Genomic DNA, 18,303 nt, shown 5'->3' with positions numbered 1-18,303 from the left:
CCGGAATCGCGGACGCGCTTTCTCGATGAGGTCGATTTTCTAGCACGAGCTCTACGGCCGTCAGATGACGAAGAACTCAGCTGCCGTCATCTTGAGGTTCTTCTTCATGGTGGCGATCTCGACCTTCGCCTTGCCGCCCGAACCATCGCTGTCGTAGTAGAGCACGCCCTTCGACTTGCTGTAGATGATGTAGTCGTTTTTGTCCTTTGCCGCCTCGCCGACGGTGAAGAAGGCCTTGTTGAGCTTACGTGGCGCGGTGGGCGCGCCCTTGCCGATCTTGCTCGAGAACGCAGCGTTATCGAGCCAGATGCTGTCATCCCTCACGACGTAATCGGCGATCTTGTCGAGGTTCGTCCTTTTGTTGGACCGTGAATCGAACACGAACACATCCTTGCCCGAGCCGCCATATAGCGTATCCTTGCCGGTGCTGCCATAGATGGTGTCGTTGCCGGTTCCGCCGTTGAGCCGGTCGTTGCCGCCGAGGCCCATGATGATATCGTTGCCGCCGAAGCCATTGAGCACGTTCGCGGCGTTGTTTCCGGTGAGCGTGTTTGCAAGCTCGCTTCCGTCGAGGCTGAACGCGCCCGTCGAAGACAAAATGACGTTCTCCACATTGGTGAAGTTGGCCAATGAAATGCTTGCCGCCAGCACGACGGTATCAATACCCGACGAGTCGACGATCACGTCGCCGGCATTGTCGACGTAGTAGATGTCGTTGCCGCCGCCGCCCGCCATGATGTCGGCGCCGCCGCCGCCATTGATGACGTTGTCGGCATCGTTGCCGGTGATCGAGTTGGCAAGGTCGTTGCCGGTCAGCGAGATGGCGCCTGATCCGGTTCCGACGAGGTTTTCAACAAAGGCTGACAGAGTGTAGGTGGCACTGGTATTGACAGTGTCGATCCCGCCGCTCGCCGCCTCGGCGACGTAGTCGCCGGTGTCCTGGACGAAATAGATGTCGTTGCCGGCACCGCCGGAGAGGACGTTGATGGCACTGTTTCCGGTAAGCGTATCGTTGCCGTCGGTTCCAATGACATTCTCGAAGTTTTGCAGCACGTCGCCGTCAGGTCCCGTTCCCGCCGCGAGATCGACGGTTACGCCCGGCGCGTGGCCGGCGTACGAAACGGTATCGCTGCCGCCGCCTCCATTGAAAATGTTGGCGTTGTTGTCGCCGATGAACAGATCACCATAGTTCGACCCGAGGAACCCTTCGATGCTGAGATAGGTGTCACCTTGTGCATCGCCAGTGTTGAGGGTTCCATCGAGCAGGTTTATCGTCACGCCGGCGCCCGCGTCCTGGTACGAGGCTAGATCGGTATCGCCCCCCCCGTTCAAAACGTCCGCGCCGGCTCCGCCGAGGAGCGTGTCGTTGCCTGCATCGCCATTGAGAGTGTCTGCGCCGTCTTGGCCGTAGAGACTGTCATCGTCTGCGCCCGCATTCAGGGTGTCGTTGTCGGCACCGCCGTACATGGCATCATTTCCGGTTCCACCGAGGAGTGTATCCGAACCTGCTTCGCCGAAGAGCGTGTCGTTGTCCGCGCCGCCATCGAGCGAGTCGCCTCCAAGGCCCCCATAAAGAACATCGCCGCCGGCAAAGCCGTTGAGCACGTCGCCGGAGTATTCGGAGCCATAAAACTCATCGGCGTGGCCCGTTCCGTTGACAGTCACTGCGCTCGTGCGCGCATCGACGATCGTGGTCGAGATATTGCTGCCGTTGCCCGCGCTCCCCGTCCCATCATACCAGGAAACCGCCGAACGGCCGTCCGCCATTTCAACGATGGATGAGGTATGCTGCGCGCCGATACCGTCCACATCACCAGCGCGGGCATTGATCCTGACCGCAGTGACATTGGCTTCAATGTCACCCGGATGATAAGCTTTGAAGTAGATGTCTCCGGCGTCATTCCTGCTAGGACCGTCTACGGTCTGGGCGGTGTAAGTCACCGCGAACCCGCCGTCACGGAGCGCGGACACGCTTACGAAATCGCCAGTGCTCGGCCTTACGTCAGTGGAAATCGAGAATGTTCTTATTTGTGCACCGGACGAATCGAATTCGTATGCTCTCAGCGCATGAGCATTGCTGCCGTCGTCGGTAACGATGACGAACTTGCCGTTTGGTGTCCCGTCAACATTCTTCAAAGCAACGACGTCCGCAATAGTACCGATCATAGTTCCCGAAGCAGGGAAGGTTGCGACTGTCGTGCCGGTGACAATGCTATACTTGACGGTGCCGCCCGCGCCCGTATACGCGATGACGTGCTTGGACAACCCGCTCGATTGTCCGAGATAAGCCATGTCGAGACCGGGCGTCGCCGCGCCCGTCGCCACGGGAACGGTGCTCGTCACACCGGCTTCGGTGTAGTGAGAGAGAGAGATCGTTGTGCCATCCACGTGGGCGACGGCCCATCCGTTGGCGTCCTGGCTCGTGGCTGCCCCGTGCTTTGCAGTGGTGCTTCCAACCACAATCTTGGCATCGCCCAGAGGCTCGCCGGTAAAGTTGTAGGCTCGCGTGTAGGTGGTCTTGACGACATTCGGACTTTGACCACTCTCCTGGCTCCAGGTGACGGAGAAGTTACCCTCCGAGCCAAACGCTTGAATCTCAGTCGCTGAGTTCGCGTGGAGCGCGTTTGTGACGTACTGTGATCCGCCGATCTTGGCGCCGTGACTGGTGTAAAGCTGGAAGCCAAGGTTTCCGTTGCCCTCTGCCCACGTCACCACATAGCGGCCATCCGGGAGAGTCGTGAGGGACGGTCTCGCCACCGTGATGTTTGGGATGGTTTTTACGACGTCTTCGGTGCCCCAGATCTTATTCGTCATCGGTTGTCTCCCGGGAGTAAGGCGGCGGCATCCAAGCGCGCCAAGGGTTTGTCAGTAGGCGGAATTCATTGGTAAAGGCGCTGAGTGCGCCGTCGCGAAAACGGCACGACAGTTCCCTGCGTCGGCGCCCGAACATCCAAGCGAATCCGCAAGTGCACGTTGGGTCAAGCGATGTACATTTGCGGAAATCAGCCCACAACTCTCCATTCATGTAGGAGAGACGCAATCAAGATGGGCAATGCTGCTTTGGAAGGCATCTTGGAGCCGACATGACCTTACAGCGTGCGCTGCCGCACTCGTCCCGCAGCAAGCCTTCCGGCACCTTGGTGCCGCTCTGAGCCGAGCCGACTGGCGATTCGTCTCAATGAGTCGGTTACGCTGTCACAGCGTCAAAAGTTGAATGCCGTCGCGGCTATCGCGGGCTGGCCTGCCCCATCGCCATATCCCGCACCGAGGCAGCGATCTCGCGCATTTCTGGGGGAACAGCAGGATACATCGCCGCCAGCTCATTCAAATTGGCGATCTCCGCATCGGCCGGAATAACGCCCGGCCATTCGGCGCTGTCGCCCAGGAACCAGCGGCCGTTGCCGAGCAGGCGCGCGGTGTGGGATGTGCTGCCGGGGTTCAGCAATTGCACCCGGTGACCGTTCCGCGGGTCGGCCCCATGATGGCGCGCTCCCTGGTGCCGCCGCCGCGCAGCATGAGCATCTCGAGCGAATAGACACACGCGAGGGCACAAAAAAAACCTGCGGCGAGCCGGAGGCCGCCGCAGGCCATTCGTGGTGAATGAACTGGATGCCGAGCGGATCGTCTAGACGACCCGAACCTCAAGCCTGCCCACGCCCTCGACAAAACCTTCGAGCACGTCGCCCTTGACGATGGCGCCGACGCCTGCCGGCGTGCCCGACATGATGATGTCGCCGGGCTGCAGGGTGAAAAGCCTGGACAGATAGGAGATCATCTCAGGCACCTTCCAGATCATCTGGTTGAGGTCGCCCTCCTGGCGGAGATCGCCATTGACCTTCAGCGATACCGCACCCGAGGCCGGGTGGCCGATTTCGCTCGCAGGCACCAGCGGCGTGCAGGGCGCGGAGGCCTCGAAGGCCTTGCCGACTTCCCAAGGGCGACCGAGTTTTTTGGCTTCGCCCTGGAGATCGCGGCGGGTCATATCGAGCCCCACGCCATAGCCGAAGACATGGTCGAGCGCCTTGTCGACCGGGATGTCGACGCCGCCCTTGGCCAGCGCCACCACCATCTCGATCTCGAAATGCACATCCGACGTCATGGTCGGATAAGGGAATTGGCCGTCCGTGACGACGTTGTCCGGGTTCTTCTGAAAAAAGAACGGCGGCTCCTTGGATGGGTCGTGTCCCATCTCGATCGCATGTTCGGCATAGTTGCGCCCGACGCAATAGATGCGGTGAACCGGGAACAGCTTGTCGCTGCCCTTCACCGGCAAACTCGGGATCGGCAACGGCTCAACAACATAGCCAGCCGTAGAGATAGGCGCATTCATCATCTTACTCCTGCGTAATAATCGACTTTTTTCTCAACGTGTTCGATGGCCGCCGACATCAGCATCGCCGCAGCGAAGAGGATGATGGTCAACGCCCAGAAGTTCTCCATGTCGAAGCTGCGCGAATAAAGCTCGAACAGTTCGCCATATCCGATGATCGAAACCAGAAGCTGGCCGATCACCACGCCCTTTACGCCACGGACCAACCCCAGCCTAATCCCCGCGAGGATTTCCGGGAGCGCCGCAAGGAGAACGATCTTGCTGTAAAGAGCGAAGGTGGTGGCGCCGTAGCTGCGCCCCATTTCGATCAGTGAATTGGGCACGTGCTGGATGCCGGCCCGCGTGTCGAGCACAATGATCCAGACGGCGAAGAGGAACACCGTGACGATCACGGTGGTTTCGCCGATCCCGAAGAGGATCATCAGCACCGGCACGAGCGCAGATAACGGCGCGCTGACGAAGATGTTGACCCAGATGCCGAACAGGTCGTCCACGGCCTTGAACCGCCCCATCAGCACGCCCAGTGTGACGCCGACGACGATGGCGAGCACCATGCCGACGACGAAGCTGTGCAGCGTGATGAGAGCAGCGGCTTGCCACGTCCCGGTCTGTACCAGGGCGGCGGCCGCGACCAGCACGCTCGAGAGCGGCGGGATGAGAAATATCAAGCCGGCCTGGCCGACCAGTTCCCAGATCACGCACCAGACCATGAGCGAGGCCATCATCGGCACCCGATATCCGAAAATCATCATGGTCGCCTCCTCAATCCACGTAATGCTTGAGGCCCTGCCAGATCTCCTCGACCGTGTCGAGATAGCCCTGGTCGCGGCGGATGGCGTCGGGAGATGCCGTGCGATCGATCTTCGGTTCGATGATCTGCGAGACGCGGCCGGGGCGGCGCGAGAGAAGCACGATGCGATCGGACACGTAGACGGCTTCTTCGATGCTGTGCGTCACGAAGATGAACGTCTTCCGCTCCTTGTCCACCAGCCGCAGCAAGTCTTCCTGAAATTTGCGGCGGTTCTGCTCATCCACCGCGGAGAATGGCTCGTCGAGGAGCAGCACCTCCGCGTTGACGGCAAAAGCCCGCGCGAGGCCGACGCGCTGGCGCATGCCGCCGGAGAGTTCGTGCGGATACTTGTCCTCAAAGCCGGTGAGCCCGACCTCCGCGATGTAATTGCGTGCGATGGACTGGCGCTCGGCCTTAGCCATGCCCTGGAGTTCCAACCCGAAGGCAACGTTGCGCATCACCGTCGCCCATGGCATCAGCGCGAAATCTTGGAACACGAATGCGCGCTCCGGCCCGGGCCCGGTGACGGTCCTGCCATTCACCCGCACCTCTCCGGATGTCGCCTGGATGAGCCCGGCGATGATCTTGAGCAGCGTGGTCTTGCCGCAGCCGGATGGTCCGAGCAGCGTCGTCAGCTTGCCGCGCGGAAAATCGAGGTCGATGAGACGCAGGGCCTCGACTTCGCTGTATTTCTTGCAGATGCCCCGGACCTCGACGACCGTCTCGGACGTGGGGTGCAAGGTTTGAACGGCGGCGGGAATAGTCACGTCAGCCCCTCCTTTTCTCTGGACGCAGGACACGCATCTCGAAAGCCTCGAGTGCCGCGAGCGTCAGGGTGGAGACAAGAATGATCGACACCACGGCAGCATACATCTCCGCGTAATTGGCGACCGAACGATGATAGGTGATGAGATCGCCGATGCCGGTCGGCGTGATGAGAAGCTCGGCGAGGATGACGCCGATGAACCCGGCTGCAAGCCCAAGGCGCAAACCTGCAAAGATCACCGGGCTGGCATCGGGGATGATGATCTTGGCGATCTGCTGGAGTTTCGTTCCCTGAAAGGAGCGGCACATCGCGACAAGTGACGGGTTGGCGTTCCGCACGGCCTTGTAGCCGTTCAGCACGATCACCGGCAGAGCAAGCATGATGACCGCCAGCGTCTTTGCCACCAGGCCGATCCCATAGACGAACGTGATGAGCGGGATGAGAGCCGCCATCGGGGCTGCCTGCAGCACGATGAAGAGCGGCGCCACAAGCCACTCGGCGGAACGCGACAGCCCCATCACGATGCCGAGCACGATTCCGATCACGCCCGAAATTGCAATGCCGATGATCAGCGGCTGAAGAGTTTCTCCGTAGGCCGCAAACAGACTTCCGTCGAACAGCATGGAAAGGAACGCCGCAAATGTCGCGGAGAAGGTCGGGAACGCATAGCTGATCGGCACGCGCCCGGCGATTTCCCACGCGAGAAAGAAAAGCGCCAATGATGCCATTCGCCAGAAAGCCGGATATTGCCGCAGGCTGAAGCCGCCCTCGACTGGCGGGTGAACGGCCCTCACGGGACCGTCCACTTGAGTGGGAGCCATCATGTCGGCTGCCTCACTTGGTGCCGAGCTTGGCGAGCGCCCGATCGAGCGAACGCGTATCCCAGAAATCTTCGACCTTGAGGCTTGCAGGATCGCCGGTGAGCTGGCCCGAAAGCGTATAGAAGGCGAAGTCGTCCTTCGCCGCCGCCGCGCCGCCGCCATTGAGCGGGAACGCCTTGCCTTGTGCGAGCTCTTGGAAATAGGGGACGATCTCGGCCACCTGCGCTGCAGGAAGATCAGGCAGCAATTTGTACTTGGCACGCAGGTCCGTCACGACCGCCGGGTTGGCCGTGACTTCGCGCCATGTGGTGATGATCGCCTCGACGATCTTGTCCACGTCGGCTGCGTTCTTCTCAAGAAACGCCGTGTTGGCAAAAAGCGCTTCGTCGGTTGCGCTCACGCCTTCGAGCGGCAGGATGACGAACTTGCCGGGGGCCTGCGTCTCAAGCAGTCGGCGACCGGCAGAATCCACGATCGTCGCCTTGACGTTGCCCTGCAGCAGCGCGCCCGTTCGGACTTCAGAACCGGGAATGTAGCTGATCTTCGAGAACTTGATGCCTTGGCGGTCTTCCATCAGTTTCATGATGGCTTCGGTGCCGGAGCCCCGCGAATGCACCGCGATTTCCTGCCCGTCCAGATCCTTCCACGTTTTGTAGAATTGCGCGTTCACCGCGGGGTAGAAGCGCAAGGTCGAGAGTTGGAGGAACATGCGAATGGGCGCCTTGACCTTCTGCACGAGCGCATAAGGGCCGCCGACGCCGATATCCGCCTGTCCGCCGACAACGGCCTGCGCGGCGATGTCCTCCGATTTCAGATACGTGACCTCGATATCGACGCCCTGCTCCTTCGCTCGCTCGAATGCCGCGAGGAGATGAAGGGACTCCACGCTGGCGATATCGCCGAACGCCACGCGGACCTTTGCGGCCTCCGCCGCTCCGGACACAACCAGCGCCGCGCCCACGGCGAGCGCGGCTGCGCTCGCCTTTAGACCTGAGAACATCTTGAACATTTCCATCTCCCGAGGTTCCGGCGGTTGCTCCGCCCTATCGCTGAAGGTCCGCGTTATTCACGACCAATTCCATAATGGTTACAATTGGGTCGGCAAACTTGTCAAGGAACTTCGCTCTTGACTGGCCGTGCACAGTGTTTCATACAGCAACCAATTTGTAATTGGTTGGATCAGATGTCGACTTTTGATGAAATGACGGTGGAGCGCGGCGTGGTCACGCAACTCCGCGCCTATCTGGCTCAAGCCGAACTGCCGGAGGACGGACGGCTACCGCCGGAGCGGGAATTGTCGGATGCGCTGGGGGTCTCACGCACCGAACTGCGCAAAGCACTCGCGTCGCTCGAATCGGAAGGGCAGCTCTGGCGCCATGTCGGCAAGGGAACCTTCATCGGAAGCCGTCCCATCGACACCTTCGCCGATATCGCCGCATTGGCCAGACGAACCAATCCAGCCGAGGTCATGCGCGTGCGGCTGATCATGGAGCCGGAAATTGCCAGGGCGGCCGCTCTGACGGCGACACCGGTGCACCTCAGCGAGATGCGGACATGCGTCGTGCGGATGCGCGATGCCGGCAGCTGGCGGCAATACGAGAGTTGGGATAATCGGCTGCACCGAACCATCGCGGAGGCAACCCAGAACAGCTTGTTGGTCGGCTTGTTCGATACCATCAACGCCGTTCGCCGCGCGGTGACGTGGGGGCGGCTGCGGACGACGCCGCTAAAACCAAGCAGCGACCATCATAGCTTTGCGGAGCACGATATCATCGTCGAAGCGATCGCAAATCGCGACATGAGCGGCGCCGCCTCCGCAATGCGCGCCCATCTGCAGACCGTGGAGCGCAAGCTGCTGGAGCGCCAATCGGACGCTGGAAGTTAGATGCAGGTCATCGAGGACCGCAGGCTCTAGCAGAAGGGTGATCGCGCCCTTGCTGTGTGCTCCTTCAGCGTCGCTCCCGTGGAAGGATCGATCTCCTTCAAAACGATGCCATAGCCCCAAAGATCCGCCAGGTGCTGCAGAACCTGTTCGGCCTCGTCCGGCTGCAGGAGGATTCCGTTGAACACGTTGTGGTGAAGCTCGAGGCGCCGGTCTCCGGCGAGGTCCACGTCGACGACCTGGATATCGGGATCAAGCCAGGCCATGTCGTAGTGTCGGGCGAGTGATTGCCGAACGCGCCTGTAGCCTTGCTCATTGTGAATGGCCCCGACGCGAAGCGCCGGTTCGTCGGGGTTGTCCACCAGGTGAAACATGCGCCACTCCCGCATCAGGCGGGGGCTGAGGAACTGCAGCATGAAGCTCTCATCGCGATAGTTTGCCCACACGTCCTTGAGGACGCCCATGGGATCCTTGCTTCCCGCGATTTCGGGAAACCATTGACGGTCTTCATCCTCCGGTTGGCGGCAGATCCGCTCGATATCCCGCATCATGGCAAAACCCAGCGCATAGGGATTGATCTCGCCGTAATGGGGATCATCGAACTCGGGCTGCCGGACCACATTGGTGTGGGATTGGAGAAATTCGAGAAACGACCCGTCGGTGATCCGACGTTGATCGTGAAGGCGGGTCATGATGGCGTAGTGGCAATAGGTGGCGCACCCCTCGTTCATCACCTTGGTCTGCCGCTGCGGATAGAAATACTGCGCGATGTGCCGCACGAGCCGCAGGATCTCGCGCTGCCATGGCTTCAGACGGGGCGCGGTCTTTTCCAGAAAATACAAAAGATTTTCCTGTGGCAATTCCAGCAGGGCCCGCAGATGCTCCTCGTCCGTCTTCTTGTTGTGACCGCGTTTCTTGCCCGGAACGGTTTTCCAGAGATCGTTGTAGGTTTGCTCCTGATGCAATTGCCGCTCCCGCTCGCGGCGTTCTTCCGAGCGAAGATCAGGACGCTTCTTGCGAGGATAGCGGTGGACGCCGTGGGACATCAGCGCGTGAGCGGCATCCAGAAGACGCTCGACTGCGGCCTGTCCATAACGCTCTTCGCAACGCGCCACATAGTTTTTTGCAAATGCGAGATAGTCGAGGATGCCGTCGGCGTCGGTCCATTGACGAAACAAGTGGTTGTTCTTGAAAAAATGATTATGGCCAAACGCCGCATGCGCAATCACGAGCGTCTGCATCGTCGCGGTGTTTCCCTCCATGATGTAGGAAACACACGGGTTGGAGTTGATCACGATCTCATAGGCCAACCCCATGAAGCCTTTCCGATAGACAGAATCGTGCGCCGCGAAGTGCTTTCCAAACGACCAGTGGCGATAAAGCAGGGGCATGCCGGTTGAGGCATACGCGTCGAGCATCTGCTCCGCGGTGATCACCTCCACCTGGTTCTGATACACGTCGAGGCCCAGATCGCCGCTCGCGACCTCTTCGACGGCATCATAAATGCGCTGGATCGTCGCGAAATCCCAATCGGGTCCGTCGAACAACACGCCCTCGCGTTGCCGCCTCATCATGAGGCACCTTGCTCGACGGGATCGCTTCGGCGGCGAAACAGTTCGCGGAAGACAGGGTAAATCTCCCGGCGATGGTTGACCTTGCGCATTGCGATCTCGCTTCCGGCCTCCACGAGAGCCTCGTAGGTCTGCCAAAGCGCGGTCTTATGCGTCGCGAATCCAATCCGATGACCCTCATCCTCCGCGCCGACTTCGAGATAGGCAAAATATTGGCACAGGGGCAGGATGGCGTCGCGCAGCAGCACCGTGCATGTGCCTCGATCGGCACTGGAATTGTCGCCATCCGAGGCCTGCGCCGCATAGATATTCCAGTTCCCGGGGGGATATCTCTCCGCAACGATCCGCTTCATCTCGACAAGCGCTGACGACACCAGCGTACCACCGGTCTCCGGGCTGTTGAAAAACGTGTCCTCATCAACCTCCTTGGCTTCGTGCGTGTGCCTCACGAAGACAATCTCCACGTGGCGGTAGCGCCGCTTCAGGAAAACGTAGAGCAGCATGTAGAAGCGCTTGGCGAGATCCTTCATGTGCTCCGTCATGGAGCCGGAGACATCCATGAGGCAGAACATGACGGCCTGGGTCACCGGGCGGGGAACCGGCTCAAACCGGCGATACCGCAGATCGATCGGATCGATATAGGGAATCTGGCGGCTGCGGCGGTCCATCTCTTCGAGACGCCGGCGCAAAGAGGTCAGTTTCTCGGCACTTTCCGGAGGGCCATTTTCAAGCTCTTCGATCTTCTCCTTCAACTGCGCCAACTCGGTTGCGCTGGGGCGCCGCATGGCGATGCGCCGAGACAAGGAATTGCGCATCGTCCGCGTCAGCGCGAGGTTGGGCGGCGACCCTGTCACGGAATAACCGGCGCGCCTGATTCCAAACGCCTCGCTGGTCATGAGCCGCCGCTTTGCCAGATTGGGAAGATCAAGGTCGTCGAGGAAAAGCTGAAGGAATTCCTCGCGGGAAAGGACAAACCTGAATTCGTCTTCGCCCTCCCCGTCGCCGGCATCCGAGCCCCTCCCCGAGGCGCCCGGTGGCCGCTCTAGAGTGTCGCCTTCGACGAACTTCTTGTTTCCCGGCAGGACATAGTCCCGCAGCCCGCCCGAGTTTGCGCGTCGCAGCCGAGGCTCACCGACCCCGCCTCTCGGGATCGCCACTTCGGCGGACGCGTCGATGTCGGTGATGTCGCGCTCGGCTGCCTTATCGGCGACGGCGCGCTGCACAAGCGCCTTGGCGCGACGGAGAAACCGCTGGCGGTTGGGAAGGCTTTTTCCTCCAGCATTGAGGCGTCGGTCAATGATGTACATGCCACGCTACTCCTGACCGACCGAACGTTAATCCGATTGCTTCATTCTCATGTACCATTCGACCAAGCGACGAACCTGCCGCTCAGTATATCCACGGGCCAGCATCCGCTCCACGAATTCTCCGTGCTTCTTCTCAGTCTCGGTATCCTTCTTCGATCCGAAGCTGATGACTGGCAGCAATTCCTCCACCTGCGAAAACATGCGGCGTTCGATGACTTCGCGGAGCTTCTCATAGCTGGTCCAGGATGGATTGCGGCCATGGTTCGCAGCCCGCGCTCGCAGCGCAAACTTGACGACCTCGTTGCGGAAATCCTTCGGATTGGCGATCCCGGCCGCCTTCTCGGTTTTGCTGAGTTCCTGATTGAGGAGTTCGCGATTCAGCAATTGCCCCGTATCCGCATCTTTGAAATCCTGGTCCTCAATCCAGGCGTCGGCATAGTCCACGTAGCGGTCGAACAGGTTCTGGCCGTAATCGTGATAAGATTCGAGATAGGCCTTCTGGATCTCGTGCCCGATGAACTCCGCGTAACGCGGAGCAAGCTCAGCCTTGATGAACTCGAGGTAGCGCTTCTCGGTTTCGGGCGGCAGCTGTTCCCTGTGGAGGGCCTGCTGCAACACATACATCAGATGGACCGGATCGGCCGATACCTCGACCGTGTCGTGATTGAAGGTCGCGGCCAGGACCTTGAAGGCGAAGCGCGTGGAGATTCCATCCATTCCCTCGTCGACACCTGCCGCGTCCTTGTACTCCTGCAGGCTGCGCGCACGCGGATCGACCTCCCGAATGCTCTCGCCATCGTAGACCCGCATCTTCGAGAACAGGTTGGAATTTTCGTGTTCACGAAGCCGTGAGAGCACCGAAAACTGCGCCAGCATCTCCAATGTGGCGGGGGCACAGGGTGCCGTGGCCAATTCGGAGGAACGGATCAGCTTTTCGTAAATTTGCTGCTCTTCGGTCGCACGAAGGCAGTATGGGACTTTGATCACATAAATGCGATCAATGAATGCCTCGTTGTTCTTGTTGGCCTTGAAACTCTGCCACTCCGCCTCGTTGGAATGCGCCATAACGATACCGGAGAACGGGATAGCGCCGATATTCTCCGTCCCGACATAGTTTCCTTCCTGGGTCGCCGTCAGCAACGGGTGGAGCATCTTGATCGGCGCCTTGAACATCTCGACAAATTCGAGGATGCCCTGGTTGGCGCGATTCAAGCCTCCCGAGTAACTGTAGGCATCGGGGTCCGCTTGCGAGAGCGTCTCCAGTTTGCGGATGTCGACCTTTCCGACCAAGGACGAGATATCCTGATTGTTCTCGTCGCCGGGTTCGGTTTTGGTCACTGCAATCTGCCGCAGCCGCGACGGATTGATCCGCGACACCCGAAAGCGAGATATGTCGCCGCCGAACTCGTCCAGCCGCTTCAGGCACCAGGGACTCATGACGGTGGTCAGCCGCCGAGACGGGATGCCATAGCGGTCCTCGAGGACCGGACCCATCTGGGCCGGATCGAAGAGACCCAGCGGGCTCTCGAAGACCGGGCTGAGGTCGTCGCCGGCTTTGAGAACGTAGATCGGTTGAAGCTCGACCAGGGCCTTGAGCCGTTCCGCCAGCGAGGACTTGCCGCCGCCAACCGGGCCGAGCAAATACAAGATCTGCTTGCGCTCTTCCAGGCCCTGCGCAGCGTGTCGGAAGAAACTCACGATCCGCTCGATCGTCTCCTCCATGCCGTAGAACTCGGCGAAGGCCGGATACGTCCGGATGGTTCGGTTCATGAAGATGCGGCCGAGGCGCGCATCCTTTGCCGTGTCGACAAGTTCGGCGTCGCCGATGGCGGCGAGAACGCGCTCGGGCGTGCTCGCATACATCATCGGGTCGTCGCGACACCCTTCCAGATACTCGGCAAGAGACATCTCGCTATCGCGGCGTGTCTCATACGATCTTGCGTAATTCGCGAAGAGGTCACTGTGAGGAAGCATCGGCACCTACCGAATCTACATCGTCAACATAATAACTTAAATCCACCGCTGAGGTTGCCGAAACTTATGGGTTTAGGCAGCTCTACAAATGGGCAGAGGATTTTTTCCTCTCATCGTAATGAGCAGAAGTGCTTCGCCGGGGTCAAATAATCGTCGGAGCGACCGAAATGGCAACCCAAAGGGGGACGTCGAACCGTTACCGGACAATTTTGTGCACCACCTTCGTTTAACCGGAGTTACCATTTGCCGAATGTGGCCGCGTGCCGCCGATTTGTGCGACCATGTGCCTCGCTATTCTGGAGCGACTGCCTCGTCGCGCGTTTGCTGTCACGCGCAGGCAACGTCAGGCGGTCGCTCGCAGCTCGGCGGCCGGTAACGCGTAAGCCGTCGTGGATTTGACCCGTTGCATGGCGAAACGCGAGGTTACGTTTCTCAGCGGGATGGCCTCGATCAAACGTTTATAAAAGCGGTCGTAGGCCGCCATATCCGCAACCACGACGCGGAGCATGTAGTCGACGTCGCCGGCCATACGGTAGAACTCCATCACCTCCGGCATGGCGGAAACGAACTCGGCAAAGCGTTCGAGCCAAAGGCCGGAATGATCAGACGTTTCGATCGACACGAAAACCGTCAATCCCAGGCCAATTTTCTCGGGATTCACGAGGGCGACGCGCTTCTCGATCACGCCTTTCGCTTCGAGGCGCTGGATCCGCTTCCAGCAGGGGGTCTGCGACAGGCCGACCTTCTGTGCCAACTCCGCGATCGAGATGGAGGTATCCTCTTGCAGCAGCGTTAAAATCTTGGTGTCGATCGCGTCCATCTTTAGTTTTCCATCCCGCGCAAATTTTTTCTTCCACCCGGCGCAACCGTAGAACAATATTCTAAATCAAATGATCGACCTTGCCTCTGGCAGAAGATTTATTCTAATCTTCGCCGATCTCCCGTCAATAGCAACGCTTAACCGCGTTATGCTCGGGGGTTGGCTTTGATGAGGGGAGATCCATCTGGTTCGCAAAGACCGAGTCGCAACTTTATCCGGGGTTCTCATGCCAGCAGCAATCAAAGCCATCGGACTGGGCGTCGCTTCGCTGGCCTTCATGATCGCGGGGACGATGCTCGGTCCGCGACCAGCCGTGGCGCAGACCAGCTTTCTGAACGTGTCCTATGATCCCACCCGGGAACTCTATCGCGCGATCAACCAGAAATTCGAGGAAGAGACGCGGCCGCAAGGCAAGAAGATCAATATCCGCATGTCGCATGGCGGTTCCGGCAGTCAGGCTCGCGCGGTCATCGATGGGCTTGACGCCGATGTGGTCACGCTGGCGCTCGCGGCCGACATCGATGAAATCGCCCGCCGCACCAACAGAATCCCGTCCGACTGGCAGAAACGCCTTCCGAACAATTCGGCACCCTACACCTCCACCATCGTGTTCCTCGTGCGGAAGGGAAACCCCAAGGGGATCCGCGACTGGGACGATCTGATAAAGCCCGGCATTCAGGTCATCACGCCCAATCCCAAGACATCGGGCGGCGCGCGCTGGAACTATCTGGCTGCCTACGCCTACGGGGTCGAACGGCGCGGTGGCGACCAGCAAGCGCAGGCTTTCGTGGCGCAGATCTTCAAGAATGCGCCCGTGCTGGATACCGGAGCCAGGGGTTCGACCAACACGTTCGCGCGGCGGGGTATCGGGGACGTTCTGTTGGCCTGGGAAAACGAAGCGTTTCTGGCCCTCGACGAGCTTGGCGCGGATAAGTTCGAGATTGTCGTGCCCTCGATCTCCATCCTGGCGGAGCCGCCGGTCACGCTCGTCGACGGCAACGTCGACCGCAAGGGCACCCGCGCGATCGCACAGGCCTATCTGGAATTTCTCTATTCCCCCACCGCCCAGGCGGTCATTGCCAAACACTATTATCGTCCGATGAAGCCCGATGCGGCAGCACCTCAGGACGTCGCCCGTTTCCCAGACATCAAGCTCGTCACCATCGATCAGTTTTTTGGCGGCTGGGACGAGGCCCAGCGGAAACATTTTGCGGATGGCGGCATCTTCGATGCTATTCTGAAATCGAACCGCTAGAATGGGGACATTCGCCGCGATGTCGGTGCGTGGGAAAAGCCAGACGCGCTCACGCTTCCGGCGACCTAGCGCGATTCCCGGGTTCCCCCTGGCGTTCGGTTATACGCTCACGTATCTCGGCTTGATTGTTCTGATCCCGCTCGGAGCCCTTGTGTTGCGCGCGTCTTCGCTGGGGATGATGGGATTATCGGGCGTCATCAGCGACGAGCGTGTGCTGTCCGCGCTTCGCATCAGCTTCGGCTTGTCCTTCGCCGCTGCCCTTCTCAATGCAATTTTCGGTCTCGTCGTCGCCTGGGTTCTGGTGCGTTACGATTTTCCAGGCCGGAAGCTAGTCCACGCGGCAGTCGATCTGCCCTTTGCTCTGCCAACGGCGGTCGCCGGGATTGCGCTTGCGGCGCTCTACGCACCGAACGGCTGGATCGGACAACCCCTTGCGGCCTGGGGGATCAAGGCCGCCTATACGCCGCTGGGAATTTTCATCGCGCTTGTATTCGTCGGATTGCCCTTCGCGGTGAGGACGGTCGAACCGCTGATCGTCGAAATCGATCGTGAAATCGAGGAGGTTTCGGCGACGCTCGGTGCCACCCGCGCTCAGACCTTATGGCGCGTCGTGCTGCCTCCGCTGACTCCCGCCATCCTGACCGGGTTTGCACTCGCGTTCGCCCGCGCGGTCGGTGAATACGGGTCGGTCATCTTCATTGCCGGCAACATCCCTTACGTATCCGAAATTGCACCCATTCTGATCGTCATCCGGCTCGAGGAATTCAACTACGCAGGCGCCACCGGCATCGCCGTCGTCATGCTGGCAATCTCCTTTGCAACCCTGCTGGTCATCAACCTGATTCAATCGTGGAGCCGCAGGAGGTTCGGCTATGTCTGAGGCTCCGAAACCTCATCGGCCGACCACGGAGGCGCGGTGGGTGCGGGTAACGACGACACTCGTCTCCCTGGTCTTTCTCGGATTGTTCCTGGTGCTCCCCCTGATCGCCGTGTTCGTGGAGGCTTTCCGAAGCGGCGTCGGGGCCTATTTTGCGTCCTTTCAGGATCCCGACGCCCTGGCGGCCATCCGGCTGACGCTGATGGTCGCCGCCATCGCCGTCCCGCTCAATCTTGTCTTCGGCATCGCCGCCTCCTGGGCAATTGCAAAATTTCACTTCAAGGGCAAGAGTCTCCTGATCACTCTGATCGACCTGCCATTCTCCGTTTCTCCGGTTGTCGCGGGGCTCGTGTTCATTCTTCTGTTCGGAGCTCAGGGGCTGCTCGGACCATGGTTGAGAGCCCATGACGTCGAGATCATTTTCGCATTGCCGGGCATCGTCCTCGCCACGGTTTTCGTCACCTTCCCGTTCGTCGCCCGCGAATTGATCCCCCTGATGCAGGACCAAGGCACCGCCGACGAAGAGGCGGCTCTCTCGCTGGGCGCGAGCGGATTCAAGGCGTTCTGGACTGTGACACTGCCTAACGTCCGCTGGGCCCTGCTCTATGGCGTCCTGCTCTGCAACGCGCGCGCCATGGGGGAATTCGGGGCGGTCGCCGTGGTGTCGGGGCATATTCGCGGCGAGACCAACACGATGCCGCTGCACGTCGAGATTCTCTACAACGAGTATAATTTCGTTGCGGCCTTCGCCGTTGCATCGCTGCTGGCGTTGCTGGCTCTTCTGACACTCGCCGCCAAATCGTTTCTCGAGTGGCGCTATGGCGACGCAATTGCCGCGCGGGCAGCGCATTAGGAGAGAGAATGGACATTCGCGTCGATCACCTCTCGAAGGGCTTTGCCGACACGGCCGCGCTGAAGGATGTCTGCCTGTCCGTGCGTTCGGGAGAATTGATGGCCCTGCTGGGTCCCTCTGGCTCCGGCAAAACGACCCTCCTTCGGGTCATCGCCGGGTTGGAGATGCCGGACGAGGGGCGCGTCTTCTTCGGTGAGGAAGATGCAACTCATGTGCCGGTGCAAAAGCGCGGCGTGGGCTTCGTCTTTCAGCATTACGCCTTGTTCCGGCACATGACCGTGGCCCAGAATATCGGGTACGGGCTGCGCGTGCGCACGCGCTCCAAGAGACCCCCGTCGTCCGATATCGAGGCTCGCATTCGCAATCTGCTGGCCCTCGTTCAACTGGAGGATCTGGGCGCCCGGTATCCGGGTCAATTGTCGGGCGGCCAACGCCAACGGGTAGCCCTGGCCAGGGCCCTCGCGGTGGAGCCGCGCGTTCTCCTGTTGGACGAGCCCTTCGGCGCCCTCGACGCGAAGGTAAGAAAAGACCTCCGGCGGTGGCTGCGCGAAATCCACGAGCACACCGGCCAGACCACCATCTTCGTCACGCACGATCAGGATGAAGCCCTGGAGTTGGCGGACCGGGTCACGATCTTGAAGGAGGGGGGAGTGGAGCAGACCGGGACGCCGGAGGAGGTTCACGAAGACCCCGCGACGCCGTTTGTGATGAGTTTCATCGGCGACACCACATGTCTCCCCGTAAGCACTCGGGATGGCGCGCTCTGGTACGACGGGACCCGCCTGTCGGTCGCAGCGCCTGCGGGAGACGTGCAGGTCACCGAGCTTTATGTGCGCCCATGGGATCTCGCATTCGTGAAAGAGGGCGAGCCGGACGCGCTGGCGGGAACCGTCGCGGCGATCAGGCGGTCGGCGGGTGGAAGGCGCGCATCGGTCAGATTGTCGTCAGGACAAATGCTCGAGGCCGAGATTTCCACCGACTCGCTTTTGAACGCGCAGGACATCGTGTTTTTGCGAATCCTTCGCGGAAAAGTGTTCCGCGATACCTGACGTCTTGC

General features: G+C 60.3%; 16 protein-coding genes. 5 read left to right on the top strand and 11 right to left on the bottom strand.

Annotated elements, in window-relative coordinates; genetic code table 11:
* Positions 1–60: 60 nt before the first annotated feature.
* The 7 genes from FEZ63_RS25920 to FEZ63_RS08650 form a co-directional block, all read right to left on the bottom strand.
* Positions 61–2,814 (bottom strand): calcium-binding protein, encoded by a 2,754-nt coding sequence (locus FEZ63_RS25920; RefSeq protein ID WP_150943366.1) that lies wholly within the window; start codon positions 2,812–2,814, stop codon positions 61–63.
* Between the two features lie 412 nt (positions 2,815–3,226).
* A complete protein-coding gene (locus FEZ63_RS08675) occupies positions 3,227–3,451 on the bottom strand; it encodes a cupin domain-containing protein (RefSeq protein ID WP_150943364.1) in 225 nt (74 codons plus the stop codon).
* 174 nt (positions 3,452–3,625) lie between these two features.
* Positions 3,626–4,330: a fumarylacetoacetate hydrolase family protein gene (locus FEZ63_RS08670; RefSeq protein ID WP_150944131.1), complete on the bottom strand. Its 705-nt coding sequence runs from the start codon at positions 4,328–4,330 to the stop codon at positions 3,626–3,628.
* Entirely contained in the window at positions 4,330–5,082 is a 753-nt protein-coding gene (locus FEZ63_RS08665) for an ABC transporter permease (protein WP_150943362.1), read from the bottom strand. The genes FEZ63_RS08670 and FEZ63_RS08665 overlap by 1 nt, the downstream gene beginning before the upstream one ends.
* A 10-nt stretch (positions 5,083–5,092) precedes the next feature.
* Positions 5,093–5,887 (bottom strand): ABC transporter ATP-binding protein, encoded by a 795-nt coding sequence (locus FEZ63_RS08660; RefSeq protein WP_150943360.1) that lies wholly within the window; start codon positions 5,885–5,887, stop codon positions 5,093–5,095.
* Position 5,888: 1 nt separating this feature from the next.
* Positions 5,889–6,707 (bottom strand): ABC transporter permease, encoded by an 819-nt coding sequence (locus FEZ63_RS08655; RefSeq protein ID WP_420846271.1) that lies wholly within the window; start codon positions 6,705–6,707, stop codon positions 5,889–5,891.
* A 13-nt stretch (positions 6,708–6,720) separates the two neighbouring features.
* On the bottom strand, positions 6,721–7,716 hold the full coding sequence (locus FEZ63_RS08650) for an ABC transporter substrate-binding protein (RefSeq protein WP_150943356.1): 996 nt from the start codon (positions 7,714–7,716) through the stop codon (positions 6,721–6,723).
* Positions 7,717–7,890: 174 nt separating this feature from the next.
* Here FEZ63_RS08650 and FEZ63_RS08645 point away from each other — a divergent pair, with 174 nt between their 5' ends.
* The gene (locus tag FEZ63_RS08645; protein WP_150943354.1) at positions 7,891–8,592 is read left to right on the top strand and encodes a FadR/GntR family transcriptional regulator; all 702 of its coding nucleotides are present in this window, start codon (positions 7,891–7,893) and stop codon (positions 8,590–8,592) included.
* A 26-nt stretch (positions 8,593–8,618) separates the two neighbouring features.
* On the opposite strand, the gene FEZ63_RS08640 is transcribed toward FEZ63_RS08645, so the two are convergent.
* The 4 genes from FEZ63_RS08640 to FEZ63_RS08625 form a co-directional block, all read right to left on the bottom strand.
* Positions 8,619–10,163 carry a SpoVR family protein gene (locus FEZ63_RS08640; protein ID WP_150943352.1) on the bottom strand — a complete coding sequence of 515 codons (1,545 nt, stop codon included), beginning with the start codon at positions 10,161–10,163 and terminating at the stop codon, positions 8,619–8,621.
* Positions 10,160–11,467, bottom strand: coding sequence for a YeaH/YhbH family protein (locus FEZ63_RS08635; RefSeq protein WP_150943350.1), 1,308 nt, complete (start codon positions 11,465–11,467; stop codon positions 10,160–10,162). Before FEZ63_RS08635 ends, FEZ63_RS08640 begins: the two co-directional genes overlap by 4 nt.
* Positions 11,468–11,494: 27 nt before the next feature.
* The gene (locus tag FEZ63_RS08630) at positions 11,495–13,441 is read right to left on the bottom strand and encodes a PrkA family serine protein kinase (RefSeq protein WP_150943348.1); all 1,947 of its coding nucleotides are present in this window, start codon (positions 13,439–13,441) and stop codon (positions 11,495–11,497) included.
* A 343-nt stretch (positions 13,442–13,784) separates the two neighbouring features.
* Positions 13,785–14,261, bottom strand: coding sequence for an Lrp/AsnC family transcriptional regulator (locus FEZ63_RS08625; protein WP_150943346.1), 477 nt, complete (start codon positions 14,259–14,261; stop codon positions 13,785–13,787).
* A gap of 226 nt (positions 14,262–14,487) precedes the next feature.
* On the opposite strand from FEZ63_RS08625, the gene FEZ63_RS08620 reads away from it, so the two are divergent.
* The 4 genes from FEZ63_RS08620 to FEZ63_RS08605 are packed head-to-tail and all read left to right on the top strand — an operon-like array spanning position 14,488 to position 18,295.
* Positions 14,488–15,516, top strand: a complete 1,029-nt coding sequence (locus FEZ63_RS08620) for a sulfate ABC transporter substrate-binding protein (RefSeq protein ID WP_150943344.1) — start codon at positions 14,488–14,490, stop codon at positions 15,514–15,516.
* 19 nt (positions 15,517–15,535) lie between these two features.
* Entirely contained in the window at positions 15,536–16,396 is an 861-nt protein-coding gene (gene cysT / locus FEZ63_RS08615; protein ID WP_420846270.1) for a sulfate ABC transporter permease subunit CysT, read from the top strand.
* A complete protein-coding gene (gene cysW, locus FEZ63_RS08610) occupies positions 16,389–17,246 on the top strand; it encodes a sulfate ABC transporter permease subunit CysW (RefSeq protein WP_150943341.1) in 858 nt (285 codons plus the stop codon). The genes cysT and cysW overlap by 8 nt, the downstream gene beginning before the upstream one ends.
* Before the next feature lie 8 nt (positions 17,247–17,254).
* On the top strand, positions 17,255–18,295 hold the full coding sequence (locus FEZ63_RS08605; protein ID WP_150943338.1) for a sulfate/molybdate ABC transporter ATP-binding protein: 1,041 nt from the start codon (positions 17,255–17,257) through the stop codon (positions 18,293–18,295).
* Positions 18,296–18,303 lie beyond the last annotated feature (8 nt).

This window comes from Microvirga brassicacearum (assembly GCF_008757455.1).
Classification (GTDB): domain Bacteria; phylum Pseudomonadota; class Alphaproteobacteria; order Rhizobiales; family Beijerinckiaceae; genus Microvirga; species Microvirga brassicacearum.
Note: the sequence above shows the minus strand (reverse complement) of the source record. Positions and strands in the feature narration are given on the sequence as shown.